This is a genomic window from Psychromarinibacter sediminicola (genome assembly GCF_029168335.1).
GTDB classification, from domain to species: domain Bacteria; phylum Pseudomonadota; class Alphaproteobacteria; order Rhodobacterales; family Rhodobacteraceae; genus Psychromarinibacter; species Psychromarinibacter sediminicola.
The window spans coordinates 56184-76654 of the sequence record NZ_JARGYC010000015.1; the positions used below are offsets into that span (position 1 = coordinate 56184).

General features: G+C 69.8%; 17 protein-coding genes and 1 tRNA gene. 10 read left to right on the forward strand and 8 right to left on the reverse strand.

Annotation, left to right across the window (positions count from 1 at the left end):
- Positions 1 to 1356, reverse strand: a complete 1356-nt coding sequence (gene glmU / locus P1J78_RS07725; RefSeq protein ID WP_275566759.1) for a bifunctional UDP-N-acetylglucosamine diphosphorylase/glucosamine-1-phosphate N-acetyltransferase GlmU — start codon at positions 1354 to 1356, stop codon at positions 1 to 3.
- Between the two features lie 127 nt (positions 1357 to 1483).
- Here glmU and P1J78_RS07730 point away from each other — a divergent pair, with 127 nt between their 5' ends.
- Positions 1484 to 2146: an HAD-IA family hydrolase gene (locus P1J78_RS07730; protein WP_275566760.1), complete on the forward strand. Its 663-nt coding sequence runs from the start codon at positions 1484 to 1486 to the stop codon at positions 2144 to 2146.
- Between the two features lie 552 nt (positions 2147 to 2698).
- On the opposite strand, the gene katG is transcribed toward P1J78_RS07730, so the two are convergent.
- Positions 2699 to 4870 (reverse strand): catalase/peroxidase HPI, encoded by a 2172-nt coding sequence (gene katG, locus P1J78_RS07735; RefSeq protein ID WP_275566761.1) that lies wholly within the window; start codon positions 4868 to 4870, stop codon positions 2699 to 2701.
- 240 nt (positions 4871 to 5110) lie between these two features.
- Between katG and P1J78_RS07740 the strand changes: the two genes are divergently transcribed.
- Positions 5111 to 6055 (forward strand): hydrogen peroxide-inducible genes activator, encoded by a 945-nt coding sequence (locus tag P1J78_RS07740; RefSeq protein WP_275566762.1) that lies wholly within the window; start codon positions 5111 to 5113, stop codon positions 6053 to 6055.
- Between the two features lie 80 nt (positions 6056 to 6135).
- On the opposite strand, the gene P1J78_RS07745 is transcribed toward P1J78_RS07740, so the two are convergent.
- From P1J78_RS07745 to P1J78_RS07755, 3 genes are all read right to left on the reverse strand, one after another.
- Entirely contained in the window at positions 6136 to 6918 is a 783-nt protein-coding gene (locus P1J78_RS07745) for a crotonase/enoyl-CoA hydratase family protein (protein ID WP_275566763.1), read from the reverse strand.
- The gene (locus P1J78_RS07750) at positions 6915 to 7781 is read right to left on the reverse strand and encodes a hydroxymethylglutaryl-CoA lyase (RefSeq protein WP_275566764.1); all 867 of its coding nucleotides are present in this window, start codon (positions 7779 to 7781) and stop codon (positions 6915 to 6917) included. The genes P1J78_RS07745 and P1J78_RS07750 overlap by 4 nt, the downstream gene beginning before the upstream one ends.
- A gap of 87 nt (positions 7782 to 7868) precedes the next feature.
- A complete protein-coding gene (locus P1J78_RS07755; protein WP_275566765.1) occupies positions 7869 to 8984 on the reverse strand; it encodes a CaiB/BaiF CoA transferase family protein in 1116 nt (371 codons plus the stop codon).
- A 203-nt stretch (positions 8985 to 9187) separates the two neighbouring features.
- Here P1J78_RS07755 and P1J78_RS07760 point away from each other — a divergent pair, with 203 nt between their 5' ends.
- From P1J78_RS07760 to P1J78_RS07790, 7 genes are all read left to right on the forward strand, one after another.
- Positions 9188 to 10192, forward strand: a complete 1005-nt coding sequence (locus tag P1J78_RS07760) for a LacI family DNA-binding transcriptional regulator (protein WP_275566766.1) — start codon at positions 9188 to 9190, stop codon at positions 10190 to 10192.
- Between the two features lie 103 nt (positions 10193 to 10295).
- The gene (locus P1J78_RS07765; RefSeq protein ID WP_275566767.1) at positions 10296 to 11600 is read left to right on the forward strand and encodes an ABC transporter substrate-binding protein; all 1305 of its coding nucleotides are present in this window, start codon (positions 10296 to 10298) and stop codon (positions 11598 to 11600) included.
- A gap of 88 nt (positions 11601 to 11688) precedes the next feature.
- A complete protein-coding gene (locus P1J78_RS07770; RefSeq protein WP_275566768.1) occupies positions 11689 to 12555 on the forward strand; it encodes a carbohydrate ABC transporter permease in 867 nt (288 codons plus the stop codon).
- 12 nt (positions 12556 to 12567) lie between these two features.
- A complete protein-coding gene (locus tag P1J78_RS07775; RefSeq protein WP_275566769.1) occupies positions 12568 to 13398 on the forward strand; it encodes a carbohydrate ABC transporter permease in 831 nt (276 codons plus the stop codon).
- 13 nt (positions 13399 to 13411) lie between these two features.
- Positions 13412 to 14416, forward strand: a complete 1005-nt coding sequence (locus P1J78_RS07780) for an ABC transporter ATP-binding protein (protein ID WP_275566770.1) — start codon at positions 13412 to 13414, stop codon at positions 14414 to 14416.
- Complete coding sequence (locus P1J78_RS07785; protein WP_275566771.1) at positions 14413 to 15186, forward strand: L-iditol 2-dehydrogenase; 774 nt, start codon at positions 14413 to 14415, stop codon at positions 15184 to 15186. The genes P1J78_RS07780 and P1J78_RS07785 overlap by 4 nt, the downstream gene beginning before the upstream one ends.
- Positions 15174 to 16652 (forward strand): mannitol dehydrogenase family protein, encoded by a 1479-nt coding sequence (locus P1J78_RS07790; RefSeq protein ID WP_275566772.1) that lies wholly within the window; start codon positions 15174 to 15176, stop codon positions 16650 to 16652. Before P1J78_RS07785 ends, P1J78_RS07790 begins: the two co-directional genes overlap by 13 nt.
- Positions 16653 to 16716: 64 nt before the next feature.
- On the opposite strand, the gene P1J78_RS07795 is transcribed toward P1J78_RS07790, so the two are convergent.
- Positions 16717 to 16947 (reverse strand): hypothetical protein, encoded by a 231-nt coding sequence (locus P1J78_RS07795; RefSeq protein ID WP_275566773.1) that lies wholly within the window; start codon positions 16945 to 16947, stop codon positions 16717 to 16719.
- A gap of 223 nt (positions 16948 to 17170) precedes the next feature.
- Between P1J78_RS07795 and P1J78_RS07800 the strand changes: the two genes are divergently transcribed.
- Positions 17171 to 18256: an alkaline phosphatase family protein gene (locus tag P1J78_RS07800; protein WP_275566774.1), complete on the forward strand. Its 1086-nt coding sequence runs from the start codon at positions 17171 to 17173 to the stop codon at positions 18254 to 18256.
- A gap of 170 nt (positions 18257 to 18426) precedes the next feature.
- Here P1J78_RS07800 and P1J78_RS07805 read toward each other — a convergent pair.
- Positions 18427 to 18501: transfer RNA gene (locus P1J78_RS07805), tRNA-Glu, on the reverse strand.
- Between the two features lie 181 nt (positions 18502 to 18682).
- Positions 18683 to 20428 (reverse strand): single-stranded-DNA-specific exonuclease RecJ, encoded by a 1746-nt coding sequence (gene recJ, locus P1J78_RS07810; protein WP_275566775.1) that lies wholly within the window; start codon positions 20426 to 20428, stop codon positions 18683 to 18685.
- Positions 20429 to 20471 lie beyond the last annotated feature (43 nt).

Below are 20471 nucleotides of genomic sequence, written 5' to 3' on the forward strand. Positions count from 1 at the left end.
TTACGACTCCTTTTGGCGGTTCGCCTTTGAATTCTTATACATTTCGAACAATCTGGATGCGACACCGTCGCGGTTCACCTGCTCGGCGCGGGACACGGCGAGCGCCTCGGCGGGCACGTCGCGAGTGATGACCGAGCCCGATCCGGTGATCGCGCCGTCGCCGACGCTGACGGGGGCGACGAGCATGGTGTCCGAGCCGATGAAGGCGCCGGCGCCGATCTCGGTGTGGAATTTCTCCACCCCGTTGTAATTGCAGGTGACGGTGCCGGCACCGATATTGGCCGCCTCGCCGATGGTGGCGTCGCCGATATAGCTCAGGTGGTTGACCTTGGCGCCCGGGCCGATCCGGGCGTTCTTGATCTCGACGAAGTTGCCGATGCGGGCATCGCCAGACAGCTCGGCGCCGGGCCGCAGGCGGGCATAGGGGCCGACGACGGCGCCGCCGCCGACATGGGCGCCTTCGAGATGGGAGAAGGCGCGGATGCGGGCGCCGGTCTCGACAGTGACGCCGGGGCCGAAGACGACGTTCGGCTCGACCACCACGTCGCGGCCCAGCACCGTGTCGGCGGAGAAGAACACCGTGTCGGGCGCGGTCAGCGTCACCCCGGCCTCCAGTGCGGCGGTGCGGGCGTTGGCCTGGAACAGCGCCTCGGCCGCGGCCAGTTCGGGGCGGGAGTTGATGCCGACCGTCTCCGCCTCGGGGCAGGTGACGGCGGTGGCCGACAGGCCCCGGTCGCGGGCCAGGCCGACGATATCGGTCAGGTAGTACTCGCCGCTAGCGTTGTCGTTCGACACCGCGTCGATCAGCTCGAACAGCGTCGCGGCGTCGGCGCAGACCACGCCGGAATTGCACAGGGTGATGGCGCGCTCGTCCGCGGTCGCGTCCTTGTATTCGACGATGCGCAGAAGCTCCTGCCCCTCCATCACGAGGCGGCCGTAGCGGGCCGGGTCGGCGGCCTCGAAGCCGAGGATGACGACCGCGTGGCCGGCGGCGCGGGCGGCCTGCATCCCGGCCAATGTCTCGGGGCGGATGAAGGGCGTGTCGCCGTAGAGAACCACGGCATCGCCCTGGAACCCCTCCAGCGCGGCGCGGGCCCGGGCGACGGCGTGGGCCGTGCCCTTCTGCTCGGTCTGCTCGGCGATGGCGATGGTGGGGTCGCGGGTCAGCGCGGCCTTGGCCACCTCTTCGCCGCCATGGCCGACGACGAGGACGACGCGGGCTGGGTCGAGCGCGGCGCCGGCGGCGAGGGCGTGGGTGAACAGCGGCGCGCCGCCCAGCTCGTGCAGCACCTTCGGCCGGTCGGAGTTCATCCGGGTTCCCTGGCCCGCGGCCAGGACGATCAGCGCGGTGGACATGACGGTGCTCTGGTTCCCTCGGTCCTTCCGCTTCTATCGCATGAATTCGGCCTTGCAAGGGTCGGGGCTATCAAATGGCATGTCAGGCGGTTACAGAGCACGGCGGAATGGCGCCGGAGGACAGATTTTGCGCACGGTGATCTTCGATCTGGACGGGACGCTGGCGGATACCAGCGGCGACCTGATCGCGGCGGCGAATGCCTGTTTCCGGCGGCTGGGGCATGGCGATGTGCTGAACCCGGCGGCGGATGCGCGGACGGCGTTCCGAGGCGGGCGGGCGATGCTGCGGCTGGGGTTCGAGCGGCTCGGGGCGCCCGATGCGGCGGCGGTGGAGCGGGCCTATCCGGAGCTGCTGGCGTGGTACGGGGAGAACCTGGATGCGACCACCCGGCTCTATCCCGGGGCGGCGGCGGCGGTGGAGGCGCTCCGGGCCGGGGGCTACCGGGTGGCGGTCTGCACCAACAAGCCGGAGGCGCTTGCGGAGCGGTTGTTGGTGCGGCTGGGGGTGCGCGATCTGTTCGGGGCGGTGATCGGGGCGGATACGCTGCCGGTCAGAAAGCCCGACCCGGCGCCCTACCGGGCCGCGGTCGAGGGCGCCGGGGGGCTGGTCGGCGCCTCGTTCCTGCTGGGCGATACCGAGACGGACCGGGCGACGGCGCGGGCGGCGGGGGTGCCCTGCGCGCTGGTGACTTTCGGGCCGGACGGGCGGGGCGTGGCGGCGCTGGAGCCGGAGGCGCTGCTGGACGAGTATGCGGGGCTGGGAGAGGTCGCGCGGCGGCTGATCGGGTAGGTGTCCAAGGTTGGACAGGGTGGTAAGTATTTGATTTTGTTATAGATAGCGGTAACGGTGTCGGGCGTCCGACGCGACACGGCACCGGGTCAGCCGTGGGGCATTTCCACCTGCATCGCGCGGCGGAACGCCGTGCAGCGCCGCCTCTCGGCGATTGCCCTGCAATCGCCTGTCGGCAGGGCATTTCGAGACGAAATGCCCGAGAGACCCGCCCACCACCGGGGCGGCGCTTCTGGCGATGACGGTGCCAAGTGTCCGATCTATATGCTTATTTCTCCGGAATCGCGAAGTTCGACCGCGCCCCGGCGGGTCGGCGCCGCACGGCGTTCCGCTCGACCGGGGCTGCTATCTGGTAAGGATGAGGATCGGAGCGGCTTTCTGGCAAGCCGAGGAAGCCCGGTGCGTGTGGAAGAAATATCACTTTTCGAATAAAAACTGACGTGAGATCGGCTTGTGACCAGCCGAAACATTCACTCCACGAACAAAACGCCATTCCGGCAAAGAAAAGGGCGCGGCCGATCCCCGGCCGCGCCCCCCGCTGTCGCCGCTGGTTCAGACGAGGTCGAACCGGTCGTTGTTCATCACCTTGGTCCAGGCCGCCACGAAGTCCTTCACGAACTTCTCGTGGTTGTCGTCCTGGGCGTAGACCTCGGAATAGGCCCGCAGGATCGAGTTCGAGCCGAAGACCAGGTCGACGCGCGTGGCCGTCCACTTGACGTCGCCGGTCTTGCGGTCGCGGATCTCGTAAGTTCCGCCGTCGACCGGCGTCCACGTGTAGCCCATGTCCGTCAGGTTGACGAAGAAGTCGGGCACCAGCGCGCCGACGCGGCTGGTGAACACGCCGTGATCGGTGCCGCCGTGGTTGGTGCCCAGCATCCGCATGCCGCCGACCAGCACGGTCAGCTCCTTCGCCGTCAGCTTCATCAGCTGCGCCCGGTCCAGCATCAGCTCCTCGGGGCTGACCACGTAATCCGCCTTCAGCCAGTTGCGCATCGCGTCGGCGATGGGCTCCAGCACGTCGAAGGAGTCGGCGTCGGTCATCTCGTCGGTCGCGTCGCCGCGGCCCGGCGCGAAGGGCACCGCCATGTCGTAGCCGGCATTGGTGATCGCCTTCTCGATGCCGACGTTACCCGCCAGCACGATGGTGTCGGCCAGCGAGGCGCCGGCCTCCTTGGCCAGCGGCTCCAGCACCGACAGCACCTTCTGCAGGCGCTCCGGCTCGTTGCCGTCCCAGTCCTTCTGCGGCGCCAGCCGGATGCGGGCGCCGTTCGCGCCGCCGCGCATGTCCGAGCCGCGATAGGTCCGGGCGCTGTCCCAGGCGGTGGCGACCATCTCGCCGATGGACAGCCCCGACTCGGCGATCTTCGCCTTCAGGTGGCCGATGTCGTAGTGGGTCGGGCCTTCCGGCACCGGATCCTGCCAGATCAGGTCTTCCTGCGGCACGTCGGGGCCGAGATAGCGCGATTTCGGGCCCATGTCGCGATGGGTCAGCTTGAACCACGCCTTGGCGAAGGTCTCTTCGAAATAGGCGCGGTCCGCCATGAACTTCTGGCAGATCTCGTTATAGACCGGGTCCACCTTCATCGCCATGTCGGCATCGGTCATGATCGGCTTGTGACGGATCGAGGGATCCTCGACGTCGACCGGCATGTCCTCTTCCTTGATGTCGACGGGCTCCCACTGCCAGGCGCCGGCGGGGGACTTCTTCAGCTCCCACTCGTGGCCGAACAGCATGTCGAACCAGCCCATGTCCCACTTCGTCGGCTCCTTGGTCCAGGCGCCCTCGATGCCGGAGACGACGGTGTCGCGGCCGATGCCGCGGTTCACCCGGCCCATCCAGCCGAGGCCCTGGTACTCGACATCCGCCGCTTCCGGGTCGGGCGTCAGGTCGGCGGCGTCGCCGTTGCCGTGGCACTTGCCGATGGTGTGGCCGCCGGCGGTGAGCGCCGCGGTCTCCTCGTCGTTCATCGCCATGCGGGCGAAGGTCTCGCGCACCTGCTCGGCTGTCTTCTGCGGGTCCGGCTGGCCGTTCACGCCCTCGGGGTTCACGTAGATCAGGCCCATCTGCACCGCGGCGAGCGGGTTCTGCATGGTCGAGGGGTCGTCGACATTCTCATAGCGCTCGTCGGAGGGGGCCAGCCACTCCTTCTCGGCGCCCCAGTAGGTGTCCTTTTCGGGGTGCCAGATGTCCTCGCGGCCGAAGGCGAAGCCGTAGGTCTTCAGGCCCGCATGCTCGTAGGCGATGTTGCCGGCCAGGATCATCAGGTCGGCCCAGGAGACCTTGTTGCCGTATTTCTTTTTGATCGGCCACAGCAGGCGGCGGCCCTTGTCGGTGTTGACGTTGTCCGGCCAGGAGTTCAGCGGCGCGAAGCGCTGGTTGCCGGTGCCGGCCCCGCCGCGGCCGTCGGCCAGGCGGTACGACCCGGCGGCGTGCCACGCGACCCGGGCGAACATGCCGACATAGCTGCCCCAGTCGGCCGGCCACCATTCCTGGGTGTCTTCCATCAGCTGGTGCAGGTCGGCCTTCAGCGCCGCGACGTCGAGCTTCTTCAGCTCTTCGCGGTAGGTGTAGTCGACGTCCATCGGGTTGGTCATGACATCGTGCTGGTGCAGGATGTCGAAGTTCAGGGCATTGGGCCACCAGTCCATGACGCCGCTGCCCAGGTGGGTCAGCCCGCCATGCATCACCGGGCACTTGCCGGCTGCGCTGTCGTTTCCGTCCATCTCGTCGCTCCTTGAGTGGTGTTGGCTATTCTGCTGTCAGACCGGCGCGTCGTCGCGGCGCCGGCGGGACGGGTCGGAGGGTGCGGAACGACGGCCGCGCATCGGGGCGGCGGACCTGCCGCTGCCGGGGCCGAGGGCGCTCTGCATTCTTCCTCCCGTCCAGTCGTTACTTTAGAATCATACCAAACTGTGCGGATTAGTCGAATTGGTTTTTGACGTATCCGGTGATAGGATTTTCTTATGACGAGCCTGACCATGAAGCAATTGCGCTATTTCCAGGCCCTGGCGCGTTTCGGCCATTTCGGGCATGCGGCCGGGGCCTGTTCGGTGTCGCAGCCGGCGCTGTCGGTGCAGATCAAGGATCTCGAGGAAACGCTCGGCATGGCGCTGTTCGAGCGCGGCGCGCGGCAGGTGCGGCTGACGAGCTTCGGCGAGGTGTTCGCCGAGCGCGCCCGCGACATTCTGCGCGCCGTCGACGATCTGGGCGACCTCGCGCGCGCGGCGCGCGAGGGGCTGGTGGGGCCGCTCAGGATCGGGGTGATTCCCACCATCGCGCCCTATATCCTGCCGCGGATCATCGCCGAGCTGACCGCGCGCCATCCCGGGCTGGACATCCGGGTGCGCGAGACGCTGACGCCGCGGCTGATCCAGGAACTGGAGGACGGCCGGCTGGACGCCGCCATCGTCGCGCTGCCGCTGTCGGAGCCGGCGCTGACCGAGGTGGCGCTGTTCTCGGAGGAATTCGTGCTGGTGCGGCCGGCGGAGGATGCGGGCAAGCCGGTGCCGGGGCCGGAGAAGCTGCGCGAGATGCGGCTTCTGCTGCTGGAGGAGGGGCACTGTTTCCGCGATCAGGCGCTGGCCTTCTGCGCGATGCACACGACGCCGCGGGAATTGCTGGACGGAAGCTCTCTGTCGACGCTGGTGCAGATGGTGGGGGCCGGCATCGGGGTGACGCTGATCCCGGAGATGGCCCTGCCGGTGGAGACGCGGTCGGCTGCGGTCTCGGTCGCGCGGTTCCGCCGCCCGGCGCCGTCGCGCACCATCGGGATGATCTGGCGCAAGAGCAGCCCGCTGGCGCGGCAGTTGGGCGAGGTGGCGGAGATCGTGCGGGACAGCGCGACCGTGTCGCGGGAGCGTGACGGGGCAGGCGGCGCCGCGCCTGCGGCGGGCGGCGCGGACGGGTAGGGGGCCGGGCCGCGGGCCGCGGCAGACGCGGGTTGCGAAGACGGGCGCGGCATGGGGCGCCCGCTCCTGTGCGGCCGGATCTAGTCCGTCCAGGCCGGCGCGCGCTTTCCGAAGAAGGCCGCGATGCCTTCGGCGGCCTCGTCGGTCTCCCATTGGTCGGCAAGCGCGTTCGCGGTGCGGTCGAGAACGGCGTCGTCGATCGGCGGGGCGAAGGACCGAAGCAGCGCCTTGGCGGCGGCGACCGCGCCGGGAGCGCAGTCGCGATAGGCCTCGGCCGCGTCGCGGACGGTGAACTCCAGCGCATCGGCCTCGACGCAGTGGCTCAGCAGCCCGAGACGCAGCGCTTCGTCGGCGCCGAACCGCTGCCCCGACATGAAGACGGCGCGGGCGCGGGCGGGGCCGACGCGGGCGGCGACATAGGGCCCGATGGTGGCCGGGATCAGGCCCAGCCGGGTCTCGGTCAAGCCCATGCGGACGGCGTCGGTCCCGATGGTCATGTCGCAGACGCAGGCCAGCCCGACCCCGCCGCCGAAAGCGTTGCCGTGGATGCGGCCGATCAGCGGCTTCGGCAGCGTGTCGAGCGCGCGCAGCATGCCGGCCAGCTTCTTCGCCTCGGCGATCCGCTGCGCGCGGGTCGCGTCGGCCTGCGCCCGCATCCAGTTGAGATCGCCGCCGGCGCAGAAGGTCGCGCCGTCCGCGGCCAGGATGACGGCGCGGACGCCCGGGTCGGCGCCGAGCGTCGCCGCGGCCTCGGTCAGCTCGGCGATCATCTCCGCCGACATCGCGTTGTGCTTTTCGGGCCGGGCGAGCGCCAGGGTCGCGATCCCGCGGTCGTCGGTTTCGATCCGGATCGTATCGGTCATGCCGCCCCCCGTCCGCCGGTCAGGCCGCGCGCCGCCGCTTCGGCCCGCGCCAGCGCCTGTGCGTCCAGCCCGGTTTCGAAGCCCATCGCCTCCAGCCGCTCGCGCACCTTGCCGGTGGCCACGTTGCCCGCGGCGCCGGGCGCGAACGGGCAGCCGCCGAGCCCGCCCGCCGCCGCGTCGAAGACCCGCAGGCCGGCGGCGACCGAGACCTCGATATTCGCCAGCGCCTGCCCGGAAGTGTCGTGGAAATGCCCCGCCAGACGCTCCGGCGCGACCCTCGCCGTCACCGCGGCCAGCATGTCGCGCACCGCCTCCGGCGTCGCGCGGCCCAGGGTTTCGCCGAGGCTGACCTCGTAGCAGCCCATCTCGCTGAGCGCCTGCGCCACATGCGCCACTGCATCGGGCGGCGTCGCCCCGTCATAGGGGCAGACCGCGACGCAGGAGACATAGCCGCGCACCGGCACCCCCGCTTCGCGTGCCGCCGCGGCGACCTCGCCGTAGCGGGCCAGGCTGTCGGCGACCGAGGCGCCGATATTGGCGCGGCTGAAGCCTTCCGAGGCGGAGGCGAAGATCGCGATCTCGTCGACCTCCGCCGCGCGCGCGGCCTCCAGCCCGCGCAGGTTCGGGACCAGGGCCGCATAGGACACGCCGGGCGCGCGGGTCATCCGGGCGAAGACCTCGGCGCTGTCGGCCATCTGCGGCACCCGCTTGGGATTGACGAAAGAGCCCACCTCGATGCGGCGGAAGCCGACCCCGGAGAGCAGGTCGACAAGGGCGACCTTGTCGGATGTCGGGATCGTGCCCGGCTCGTTCTGCAGCCCGTCGCGCGGGCCGACCTCGAATATCTCGGCGCGGTCGGTCATTCCTCTTCCTTCGTCCTTCCCTTTCGAGCGTGGCGACGCAGGGTATCGCGTCGGCCGGCTGGTCCATCTTTCGTTGCGTCGTCCGGTTCAGCGCGGCGGCGGCCCGCCGGGCCGCGCGGCTCGTTCCAGATCGGCGCGGATCTCGGCATCATGCGCCCCGCGCGCCGGGATCGGCGGCGGAGACCACGCCCCGTCGCCCTGGAAACGGGGGGCGGGCGCCGCCTGCAGCCCGCTTTCGCCCTGGTGCCAGGTGCGGCGGGCGGCGTTCATCGCGTGGGCCTGCGCCTCGTCGGGGCTGAGCACCGGCGCGACGCAGGCGTCGCTGCCGGCGAAATGCCGTTCCCACTCGGCCCGCGTGCGGCCGGCGAAGAGCTCGGCCAGCCGCGCCGTCAGGGCGGGCCAGCGGGTTCGGTCGAACTGATCGGCGAAGTCGGGGTCGTCGGACAGGCCCAGCCGGTCGAGGAAGGCGGCGTAGAATTTCGGTTCGAGGCATTGCACCGTCATGTGCCCGCCGTCCGCCGTGCGGTAGCTGCGCGACCAGTGCGGCCCGTCGAGCAGGCCGGTGCCGCGGTCTTCCGGCATCGCGCCGGCCTGCCGCAGCGCCATCAGCAGGTTCATCATATGCGCCGATCCGTCGTAGATCGCGGCATCCACCACCGTGCCGCGCCCGGTCTCGCGCGCCTTCAGGATCGCGGCCAGCATGCCGGTGACGAGATAGAGCGCGCCGCCGCCGATATCGCCCAGCATGGTCGGCGGCGGAAACGGCGGCTGGCCCGCGTCCGAGGCATACCAGGCGGCGCCCGACAGCCCGAGGTAGTTCAGGTCGTGCCCGGCGCGCTCTGCCATCGGCCCGTGCTGGCCCCAGCCGGTCATCCGGCCGTAGACGAGCCGCGGGTTCACCGCATGGCAGTCCTCCGGGCCGAGGCCCAGCCGCTCCATCACCCCGGGGCGGAACCCTTCGACCAGGCCGTCGGCGGTGGCGATCAGGTCGCGCGCGGTCCGCACGTCCTCGGGCGACTTGAGGTCCAGCGCGATCGAGCGTTTGCCGCGGTCGAGGATCGAGCGCTCCGGCATTCCCGGCGTGACCGCGCCGTCCTTGCGGTGGATGACGATGACGTCCGCGCCGAGATCGGCCAGATGCATGGCGGCGAACGGGCCCGGTCCGAGCCCCTCGATCTCTACAATCCGCGTGCCGTTCAGCATGTTGCCATTCGTCCTTCCCCGCGACATCTACGGGCGCGGGGCGCCCGGGTGCAACCGGTTTGCTGCATGTGCAAGGGAGGCGGCGCAGGGGACGGGACGGTCTCGGTGCGGCCGCGCCTTGACGGGCGCAGCCGCGGCCTCCTACCTTTACGCGCGTCAAACAGGATTTTACCGGGGTCCGGGCATTGCCAAAGATCAAGAACATGGAACAGTTCGCGGCGGTCAGCGGTATTTCGCGGCCGACGCTCTCGAAGTACTTCCAGGATCCCGAGAGCGTGCGCGCCTCGACGCGGCTCAAGATCGAGGACGCGCTGCAGCGCTTCGACTATCGGCCGAATATCTACGCGATGAACCAGAACCGGCGGCTGACGAAGAATATCGGAATCGTGGTGCCGTATCTCGCCGACCCGTTCTTCGCCGAGATCGCCCGCAACCTGGAGCGGCGCTGCATAGATGCCGGCTATTGGCCCACGTTGTTCAGCGCCCATGGCGACCGCCAGCTCGAATGCGACATCATGGACGCGCTGCGCTCGCTCAAGCCGGCCGGCGTTCTGTTCGCGCCGCTCGGCCGCGCCTCGGACCAGGCGGAGGTCGAGCGCTTCTGCAACGAGGTGCCGGCCGTGCTGTTCGACAGCCTGAACGAGGGTCTCGGCTATACCTTCGTCGGTTCGGACAACCAGCAGTTCATGTTCCAGATGGTCGAGTATCTGTGCCGCACGGGCGCACCGCCCTGCCTGTTCGAGATGAAGACGCCGCCCAATCCGAACTCGAACAAGCGGCGCAACGGTTATCACGCCGCGATGGAGGGGCAGGGCAATCCGCCCACCGTCTTCAGCGTCCCGGGCGAGGGCTGGGGGCTGGAAGAGATCGGCTATCGCGAGGGTCTGCGCGTGCTCAGGGGCGAGCTGCCGAGCGACACCATCCTGTGTAGCAACGACCGGCTCGCGATCGGCCTGCTCGCGGCGGCCTACGAGCTGGGGCTGACGGTCGGGCACGGGGCCGGGACGGATATCCGGATCGCCGGGCTCGACGATCATCCCTTCTCGCGGTTCACCTGCCCGGCGCTGACGACCGTGGCGCACGATTACACCGCCGTGTCCGAGGAAAGCGTGCGGCGCCTGCTGCAGGCCATCGATTCGGCCGATTCGTCGGCGCAGGAGCCGGCCATCCTGTTCGAGGGGCGCCTCGTTATGCGCGCGTCAGCTTGATAAACCTATGAAAAGTTGTCGCGCGTAAACTTAGACTTGACGCGAGGAAACTCATTGGTCATCCTCCTTTTCGGGCAATCTTGAAAGCCACGGGAGGAAACCAATGCTTCAGAAGACCGTACTCAGTGCGGCGAGCGTCCTGGCGCTTGCTGCGGGCACCGCCTCTGCACAGACGATCACCATCGCCACCGTGAACAACGGCGACATGATCCGGATGCAGGGCCTGACGAACCACTTCACCGACGAGACCGGAATCGAGGTCGAGTGGGTCACCCTCGAAGAGAACGTGCTGCGCCAGCGCGTCACCCAGGACATCGCCACCAATGGCGGGCAGTTCGACATCATGACGATCGGCATGTACGAAACGCCGATCTGGGCCGCGCAGGACTGGCTCGTCCCGCTCGACGACCTGCCCGACTCCTACGACGCCGACGACATCCTGCCGGCGATGCGTGCCGGCCTCAGCCATGACGGCACGCTCTATGCCGCGCCGTTCTACGGCGAATCCTCGATGGTGATGTATCGCACCGACCTGATGGAGGAGGCCGGGCTGGAGATGCCCGATGCGCCGACATGGTCCTTCATCGCCGAGGCCGCCGAGGCGATGACCGACCGCGATAACGAGATCTACGGCATCTGCCTGCGCGGCAAGGCCGGCTGGGGCGAGAACATGGCGTTCATCACCACGGTCGCCAACTCGTTCGGCGCGCGCTGGTTCAACGAGGACTGGGAGCCGCAGCTCGACACGCCCGAATGGCAAGAGGCGGTCACCTTCTACAACGACCTGATCCAGAACTACGGGCCGCCGGGCGCCTCGACCAACGGCTTCAACGAGAACCTGTCGCTGTTCCAGCAGGGCAAGTGCGGCATGTGGATCGACGCCACCGTGGCGGCGTCCTTCGTGACGAACCCCGACGAATCCACCGTCGCCGACAGCGTGGGCTTCGCGCTGGCGCCCAACCGGGAAGGCATCGACAAGCGCGCCAACTGGCTCTGGGCCTGGGCGCTGGCGATCCCGGCTGGCACGGCGCAGGAGGACGCAGCCAAGCAGTTCATCAACTGGGCGACCTCCAAGGAATACCTCGCGCTCGTCGCCGAGACCGAAGGGTGGGCCAACGTGCCGCCGGGCAGCCGGACCTCGCTCTATGAGAACCCGACCTACCTGGAGGCCGCGCCCTTCGCGAAGATGACGCTGGAATCGATCCGCGCGGCCGATCCGACCGAGCCGACCGTCGATCCGGTGCCCTATGTCGGCATCCAGTATGTCGCGATCCCGGAATGGGCCGGCATCGGCACGACCGCCGGCCAGGAGTTCTCGGCCATGGTCGCCGGGCAGCAGACGCCGGAAGAGGCGCTGGATCGGGCCCAGACGCTCGTCGCCGAAGAGATGGAAGCCGCCGGCTACTGATCTCCTCCCCCGGGGGCGGCTTCGGCTGCCCCCGACCTTCCCACGACCCCCTGACCGGCACGTCCGGTCCCCTGCGCGGAGAGAGGTCATGTCCACACGCCATTCCCGGTCCGCCGCACGCCTCATGATGGCACCGGCCGTCGTCCTGCTTCTGGGCTGGATGCTCGTGCCCCTCACCATGACGATCTACTTCTCGTTCAAGCGCTACCTGCCGCTGCGCGGCGGCGACCTGGGATGGATCGGCTGGGAGAACTACGTGCGCTTCGTGACGTCGAGCGCGTTCTGGCCCGCCATCCAGACGACCCTGGTCCTGGTCGGCGGCGTCCTGCTCATCACCATCGTCGTCGGCGTGCTGCTGTCGGTCCTGCTCGATCAGCCGATGTGGGGCCAGGGCGTCGTGCGCATCCTGGTGATCGCGCCCTTCTTCGTGATGCCCACCGTCTCGGCGCTGGTCTGGAAGAACATGTTCATGGACCCGGTCAACGGGCTGCTCGCGCATCTGTGGAAATTCTTCGGCGCGCAGCCGGTGGAGTGGCTGTCGGACGTGCCCGTGTTCTCGCTGGTGCTGATCGTGTCGTGGCAGTGGCTGCCCTTTGCCACGCTGATCCTGCTGACCGCGATCCAGTCGCTCGACAGCGAGCAGCTGGAGGCGGCCGAGATGGATGGTGCGTCTCCGCTGTCGCGCTTTTTCTACATCACCCTGCCGCACCTGTCGCGCGCGATCACCATCGTGATCCTGATCCAGACGATCTTTCTTCTGTCGATCTTCGCCGAGATCTTCGTGACCACGCAGGGCAGCTTCGGCACCCGGACGCTTACCTACCTGATCTACCAGCGCGTGCTGGAGAGCCAGAATGTCGGGCTCGGCTCGGCCGGGGGCGTCTATGCGATCATCCTCGCCAACATCGTTGCCATCTTCCTGATGCGCATCGTCGGCAAGAACCTCGACGCCTGAGGAGACCCAGACATGGCCCGTGCCGTCACGACACAACGCAAGGTCACCAACACCGTCATCGCCTGGGGCGTGGGGCTGCTGATCTTCTTCCCGATCCTCTGGACGATCCTGACCAGCTTCAAGACCGAGGCGCAGGCGATCTCGGACCCGCCGCTGTTTTTGTTCTTCGACTGGACGCTGGAGAACTACGCCATCGTCCAGGAGCGGTCGGACTACATGCGCTTTCTGTGGAATTCGGTGATCATCGCCGGCGGCTCCACGGTCCTCGGCCTGGTCGTCGCCGTGCCCGCCGCATGGTCGATGGCCTTCGTGCCCTCGCGCCGGACCAAGGACGTCCTGCTCTGGATGCTCTCGACCAAGATGCTGCCGGCGGTGGGCGTGCTCTATCCGATCTACCTGATCTTCATCCGACTGGGGCTGCTGGACACGCGCGGCGGCCTGGTGATCGTGATCATGCTGATCAACCTGCCGATCATCGTCTGGATGCTCTATACCTATTTCCGCGAGATCCCGGGCGAGATCCTGGAAGCCGCCCGCATGGACGGCGCGGGGCTGCGCGAGGAAATCCTCTACGTGCTCACGCCGATGGCGGTGCCGGGGATCGCCTCGACCCTGCTGCTGAACTTCATCCTCGCATGGAACGAGGCGTTCTGGACGCTCAACCTGACGGCGGCGACGTCGGCCCCGCTGACCGCCTTCATCGCCAGCTATTCGAGCCCCGAAGGGCTGTTCTACGCCAAGCTTTCCGCGGCCTCGACCATGGCCATCGCTCCCATCCTGGTTCTCGGCTGGTTCAGCCAGAAGCAGCTGGTGCGCGGCCTGACCTTCGGCGCGGTGAAATAAGGGAGCGACCCAGATGGGACAGATCACGCTTGAGAAAGTGACCAAGGCATTCGGGGAGGTGGAAGTCATCCCGCCCCTCGACCTGACCATCGAGGACGGCGAGTTCGCGGTCTTCGTCGGCCCGTCGGGCTGCGGCAAGTCCACGCTCCTGCGGCTGATCGCGGGGCTGGAGGACGTGACCTCCGGCGCGATCCGGATCGACGGCACGGACGCGACCGACGTGCCGCCGGCCAAGCGCGGCCTCGCCATGGTCTTCCAGTCCTATGCGCTCTACCCGCATATGACCGTCCGCAAGAACATCGCCTTCCCGATGCGCATGGCGGGCCTGTCACAGGACGAGCAGACGCGCCGGATCGATCAGGCGGCCTCGGTGCTGAACCTGACGGACTATCTCGACCGGCGGCCGGGGCAGCTTTCGGGCGGCCAGCGCCAGCGCGTCGCCATCGGCCGCGCCATCGTGCGCGAACCGGCGGCGTTCCTGTTCGACGAGCCGCTGTCGAACCTCGACGCGGCGCTGCGCGTGGGCATGCGGCTGGAGATCAGCGAACTGCACAAGCGGCTCGCGACCACGATGATCTATGTCACCCACGACCAGGTCGAGGCGATGACCATGGCCGACAAGATCGTCGTGCTGCGCGCCGGCAATATCGAGCAGGTCGGCTCGCCGCTCGATCTGTACCGCACCCCGCGCAACCTGTTCGTGGCCGGCTTCATCGGCTCGCCCAGGATGAACCTGATCGAGGGGCCGGAAGCCGCCAAGCACGACGCGACGACGATGGGCATCCGCCCCGAGCATATCACGGTCTCGACCACCGAAGGGGCGTGGAAGGGGACGGTGGGCGTCTCGGAGCATCTGGGTTCCGACACCTTCTTCCACGTTCAGTCCTCGATCCAGAAAGAGCCGATCACCGTCCGCGCCGGCGGCGAGGTCGACCTGCATTACGGCGACACGGTCTACCTGACGCCGGAGGCCGACAAGATACACCGCTTCGACCAGAAGGGACTGCGGATCGAATGAGGCGTCTCGACGGGAAGACGGCGCTGATCACCGGCGCCGCCCGCGGCATCGGGCGGGCCTTTGCCGAGGCCTACGTGCGCGAGGGCGCCCGCGTCGCCCTGGCCGACATCGACACGGCGCGCGCGGAAGCCTCGGCGGCCGAGATCGGCGAGGGGGCGGTGGCGGTCGAGATGGACGTGACCCGGCAGGACAGCATCGACGCCGCGGTGGCCGAGACAGTCGAGCGCCTGGGCCGGATCGACATCCTGATCAACAACGCCGCCGTGTTCACCGCCGCGCCGATCGTCGAGATCGAGCGTGCGGATTTCGACCGGCTCTTCGAGATCAACGTGGCGGGCACGCTGTTCACGCTGCAGGCGGTCGCCCGGCACATGATCGCGCGGGGCGGCGGCGGCAAGATCATCAACATGGCCTCGCAGGCCGGCCGGCGGGGCGAGCCGCTGGTCGCGGTCTACTGTGCGACGAAGGCCGCCGTCATCTCGCTGACCCAGTCGGCCGGTCTGAACCTGATCCAACACGGCATCAACGTGAACGCCATCGCCCCCGGCGTGGTCGACGGCGAGCACTGGGACGGCGTCGACGCCTTCTTCGCGAAATACGAGGGCAAGGCGCCCGGCCAGAAGAAGACGGAGGTCGGCGCGGCGGTGCCCTACGGCCGCATGGGGACCGCCGCGGACCTGACCGGGATGGCGGTGTTCCTGGCGAGCGCGGAGGCCGACTATGTCGTCGCGCAATGCTACAACGTGGACGGTGGCCAATGGATGAGCTGACGCCGCTCTCCGACGCCACGCTCGGGCGGCTGCCCGGGACCGTGCGGCGGCCGCGCTACGACCGCGCGCGGCTGTCTCCGGGGATCGTCCATATCGGGCTCGGCAACTTTCACAGGGCGCATCAGGCCTGGTATCTGCACCGGCTGATGGACGATGGCGCGGCGCAGGACTGGGCGATCCTCGGCGCCGGCGTCCGCCCGGCCGACGCGGCCCAGCGGGCGCGCCTGCGCGGCCAGGACTGCCTGACGACGCTGATCGAGCTGGCCCCCTCCGGCACCTCCGCCGAGGTCACCGGGCCGATGATCGACTTTCTGCCGGTCGAGGACGGCAATGCCGCCCTGATCGCCCGCATGGCCGAACCCGACATCCGCATCGTCTCGCTCACCGTGACCGAGGGCGGCTATTATCGCGATGCGTCCGGCGGGTTCGACGCCGACGATCCCGACATTCGCCACGATGCCGCGAACCCGCAGACGCCGCGCACCGCCTTCGGCGCGATGGTGGCCGCGCTCCGCCGGCGGCGGGACACGGGGGCGGGCCCCTTCACCGGCCTCTGCTGCGACAATCTGCAGGGCAACGGCGCCGTTCTCCGGCGCACCGTGGTGTCGCTGGCCCGGCTGTCGGACCCCGATCTCGCGGACTGGATCGACGCGACCTGCAGCTTTCCCAACGCGATGGTCGACTGCATCGTGCCGGCGACCGGCCCCAAGGAGATCGCGCTCGCCCAGGGCTTCGGCATCGACGATGCCGCGCCGGTCACGCATGAGCGGTTCCGGCAATGGGTCATGGAGGACGAATTCTGCGCCGGCCGCCCGGAATGGGAGCGCGTGGGCGTGACCTTTACCGACGACGTGCACGCCTACGAGATGATGAAGCTTCGCCTGCTGAACGCGGGCCACCAGCTTCTGGCCAATGCGGGCGAGCTGTTGTCGGTCGAGACCGTCGCGGGCTGTATGGAGCATCCGGGCCTCCGCCACTTCTTTCAGACCGTCGAGATGCAGGAGATCGCGCCCGAGGTGGCCTCCGTGCCGGAGATGTCGCCGCAGGACTATGTCGCGCTGATCGTGCGCCGCTTCTCGAACGCCGCCATCGTCGACACGACCCGCCGCGTGGCCTTCGACGGCTCCTCGCGGCATCCGGGCTTCCTGCATCCGACGATCCGCGAGCGCCTGGCGTCGGGCCGCGGCATCGACGGTCTCGCCCTGGCCGAGGCGCTGTGGGCGCGCATGTGCACCGGCCTGCGCGAGGACGGCTCCGAGATCGTCCCCAACGATCCGCGCTGGGATCACTTGGTCGCCGCCGCGCAGGAGGCCCGCACGCGGCCCGCCGCCTGGCTGGAGAGCACCGGCCTCTATGGCGACCTGGCCCACGACCGGCGCTTTGCAGAGGCGTTCCAGGCCTGGCTGTCGCAATTGCATCGTGACGGCACCTCGCCGATCCTGGAGCGGTTCGCGGCACGGACCTAGCCGGTGTGCGGCGGGCGTCGGAACCGCTCGGCGTTCCCCGCACCCCAATGGCCGCGCGGTCGACTTACCCGCTGACCGCGCGGGCCGGCCCCGCCGCGGGCCGCGTGAGCACGCCGTAGCGCGCGTAGTCCAGGTAGAGCTGGCGGAACCTCAGCTCCACTCCCGTTTCCGCGGCCAGCGTGCCCATCCGCTCGCCCAGCGCGGCGCGCGGCGTGACGTGGAACCGGGCGAGCCAGGCGCGCAGTACCCGGCGAACCCCGCGGGGCAGGCGGGTCTGGTCGCCGAAATCGACCACGTGCAGCGCGCCGCCGGGCCGAAGCTGCGCCGCCGCCGCGCGCCGTTGCGATCCTCCCGGCGGGTTGGCCCCTTCCTCATCGCGTCGCGCCGCCCGGCCTGCCGACCCGGCGGCGCGCGGCCGCTCAGCCGGGCCTCGGGGCCGCGCGACGGGTTTTCCCGCGCCGCGCCTTCGCCTATGCACACCGGGCCGGTCAGACGAAGGAGCCAAGGCCATCCCGAACATGTCTCCCAAGGGGCCCCAGCCGCCGCTACGCCGGCGCCTGCGGCTGGTGGCGCGCTCGCTGGCGGCGGTGGGCGGCTGGCTTGCCCGTCCGGTTCCGGCCCGCGCGCCGGCACCGCTCGACCGGCCGGCGGACACGGTGATTCTGGTGACGCTCGACGGGGTCCGGCCGCAGGAGCTGTTGCGCACCGGCGCCGACGGCCCGCTGATGCCCTTCCTGATGCGCGAGTTGCTGCCGCGCGGCACCTTCCTGGGGTCCGACACCGACCCGCCCGCCTTCCGCACCGGCAGCCCGGTGGGCATCTCGATGTCGGGCTACCACTCGATCTTCAAGGGCCGCCTGACCCTGTGCATCGAGAACACCGACCCGCCGCCGCGCGGCGAGACCCTGGTGACCCGGGTGCAGGGCGCGTTCCCCGGCGACCCGGTGCCGGTGAAGCTGTTCGCCACCTGGCCGCGGCTCCTCGACGGCCTGAAGGCCGATCCGGCGCGGGCGGTCTCGGTGCGAGGCCGCAAGGTGGCGACGGAAGAGGCGGCCGCGCGCGGGCTGGACCTGGGTACGGACCCGGCCGCCGACGAACCCGCCTTCCGGCTTGCGCTGGCAGAGCTGCGCGCCGGGGCGCCGCGGCTGCATTACCTGGGCCTGAACCAGTCCGACAGCGCGGCGCATGGCGCGAACTGGCCCGTCCTTAAAGAGGTGCTCGCCCGGTACGACGGCTATCTCAGGGCGCTGGTGGCCGAGATGGAGGCCCTGCAGGCCCGCGGCCGGGCGGTGACGCTGATCGTGACCACGGATCACGGCCGCGGCGACGGCGACGAATGGCCCGAGCATCTGTGGAAATACAAGGGCACCGACCGGGCCTGGTTCTTCGCCATGGGGCACGGCATCGCGGCCAGGGGGCATGCGACGGACGGCCCGCCCCGGACGCATTTCGACATCCGTCCGACGATCGAGTACCTCCTGGGCCTCCCGCCGCGGCGGCGCTGGTGGCTGGGCGCGGTGATGAAGGAGCTCCTGGCCCACGGGACCGACGCCGCGCAGGCGCCGGATGCGCGGCGCGACAGGACGGACCGGGCGGCGGAGTAGGGTAGGCGGCTGTTGGCGGGCCCGGTGCGGGCGCATGCGAGATACCGGCTGGTTGAGCGCCACCGGTCGCGGGCACGCGAAAATGCCGCCGGCGGCCGCTGGGTTTCCTAGCCATGCCGGGCGCACAGGTCTGGGACTGGTCCAGATTGCAAGCTGGTCGAAGGGAGAAGTGGCAGCCCGTAGGGGAATCGAACCCCTCTTTCCAGGTTGAAAACCTGGCGTCCTAACCGATAGACGAACGGGCCATGCCGAAGCGTGGGGAGCTATCTAGAATAGCTGCGGAGGCGGGGCAAGAGGTATTTTTCGGATTCTTGGCGGCTTCGAAACCGGCCGGAAACAGCAGCCGGGCGCCCCGTGAATCAAGGGGCCGCGCCCGCTTCGGCGCAGGTTCCCGTGCAGCCGGCGGCAGCGGCCCGCAGTGCCCGTTCAGCCGACCGGCGCGGCGTCGTCCAGGCGCAGCTGCGGCCGTTGCCGACCCTGCCAGTGGTTGATCTCCAGCCGGCCGGCCAGGTGGAAGGGCGCGCCGCCATGCGCCTCCAGTGCGGGCCCGAGCGGGCCGTCGAACGCGCCGAAGGCGATGGCCTCCAGCCGCGGGCCCATACCGTCGTGGAACGCGATCTTCAGATGCGCTTCGCCGATCCGCCGGACATGGGCGATCTTCTGGTCGGCGAAGGCGAAACGCGGGGCCGGTGCGCCCTGGCCGAAGGGGCCGGCCTCTTCCAGACGCTCGATCAGGTCGACCGTCGCCGCGCCCGGCATCAGCATCCCGTCGAGCGACAGGTCGCGCGGCCCCACCCGGTCGGCGCCCTGCCGCGCCAGAAGCTCGCCCAGCCGCGCCATCGCGGCCTCGATCCGGTCCTCGGCCACGGTCAGCCCGGCCGCCATCCGGTGGCCGCCGCCCTTGTCCAGCAGCCCTTCGGCCGCCAGCCGCTGCACGCAGGCGCCCAGGTCGATGCCGGTGACGGAGCGGCCGGAGCCCTTGCCTATGCCGTCCTCGACGCCGATGACGACAGCGGGCCGGTTCGTCGCCTCCTTCAGCCGCGAGGCGACGATCCCGACAACCCCGGGATGCCAGCCGGCGCCGGCCGCCCAGACCAGCGGCCCGTCGACCCCGCGCGCCTCGGCCTGGTCCAGCGCGGCGTCGCGCACCCGGGCCTCGATGTCCCGCCGCTCGGTGTTCAGCGCGTCCAGCCGCTCGGCCAGCGCGGCGGCCTCCGACGGGTCGGTCGTCGACAGAAGCCGCGCGCCCAGATCCGCCGCGCCGATCCGGCCGCCGGCATTCACCCGCGGGCCCAGCAGGAAGCCCAGGTGATAGGGCGTCGGCGCCGCATCCAGCCGCGCCACGTCCGACAGCGCCACGAGCCCCGGCCGCTCGCGCCGCGCCATCACGCGGAGCCCCTGCCGCACCAGCGCCCGGTTCACCCCGGTCAGGGGCGCCACGTCCGCCACCGTCGCCAGCGCCACCAGGTCCAGATAGCCCATCAGGTCCGGCCCCTTCACGCCCTCCTGGCGCAGCCGCCGGTTGACCTCCACCAGCACCAGGAACACCACCGCGGCGGCGCAGAGATGGCCCAGCTCGCTGTCCTCGTCCTGCCGGTTCGGGTTCACCACGGCGAGGGCCGGGGGCAGCGTCTCGGCTCCGAGGTGGTGGTCCAGCACGATCACGTCCGCCCCCTGCGCGGCCGCGATCGCCTCGTGGCTCAGCGTGCCGCAGTCGACGCAGACGATCAGGTCGTGGTCGCGCGCCAGCGCCTGCATGGCGGGCGCGTTCGGCCCGTAGCCCTCGTCGATCCGGTCGGGGATGTAGAGCGTCGCCGACCGCCCCATCTCGCGCAGCCAGGTCAGCAGCAGCGCGGCCGAGGCGCCGCCGTCCACGTCGTAATCGGCAAAGACGGCGATCCGTTCGCGCCGCTGCAGCGCCGCCAGGATCCGCGCCGCCGCCTCGGCCATGTCCTTCAGCTTCAGCGGATCGGGCAAGAGGTCGCGCAGGGCCGGGGCGAGGTAGCCGGTCGCCATCTCCGCCGGAACGCCCAGCCGGGCCAGCGTCCGGCAGACCGGATCGGGCAGGCCGGTCGCCTGGCGCATCGCCTCGGCCAGCCGCTCGGCCTCGACCGACGGCCCCACCCAGCGGCGCCCGGTCAGCGAAGCGGAGACGTTCAGGAAATCGCCCATGCGCCGGATCAAGCACGCGCGGCGCGGATTGGCAAGTCACGCG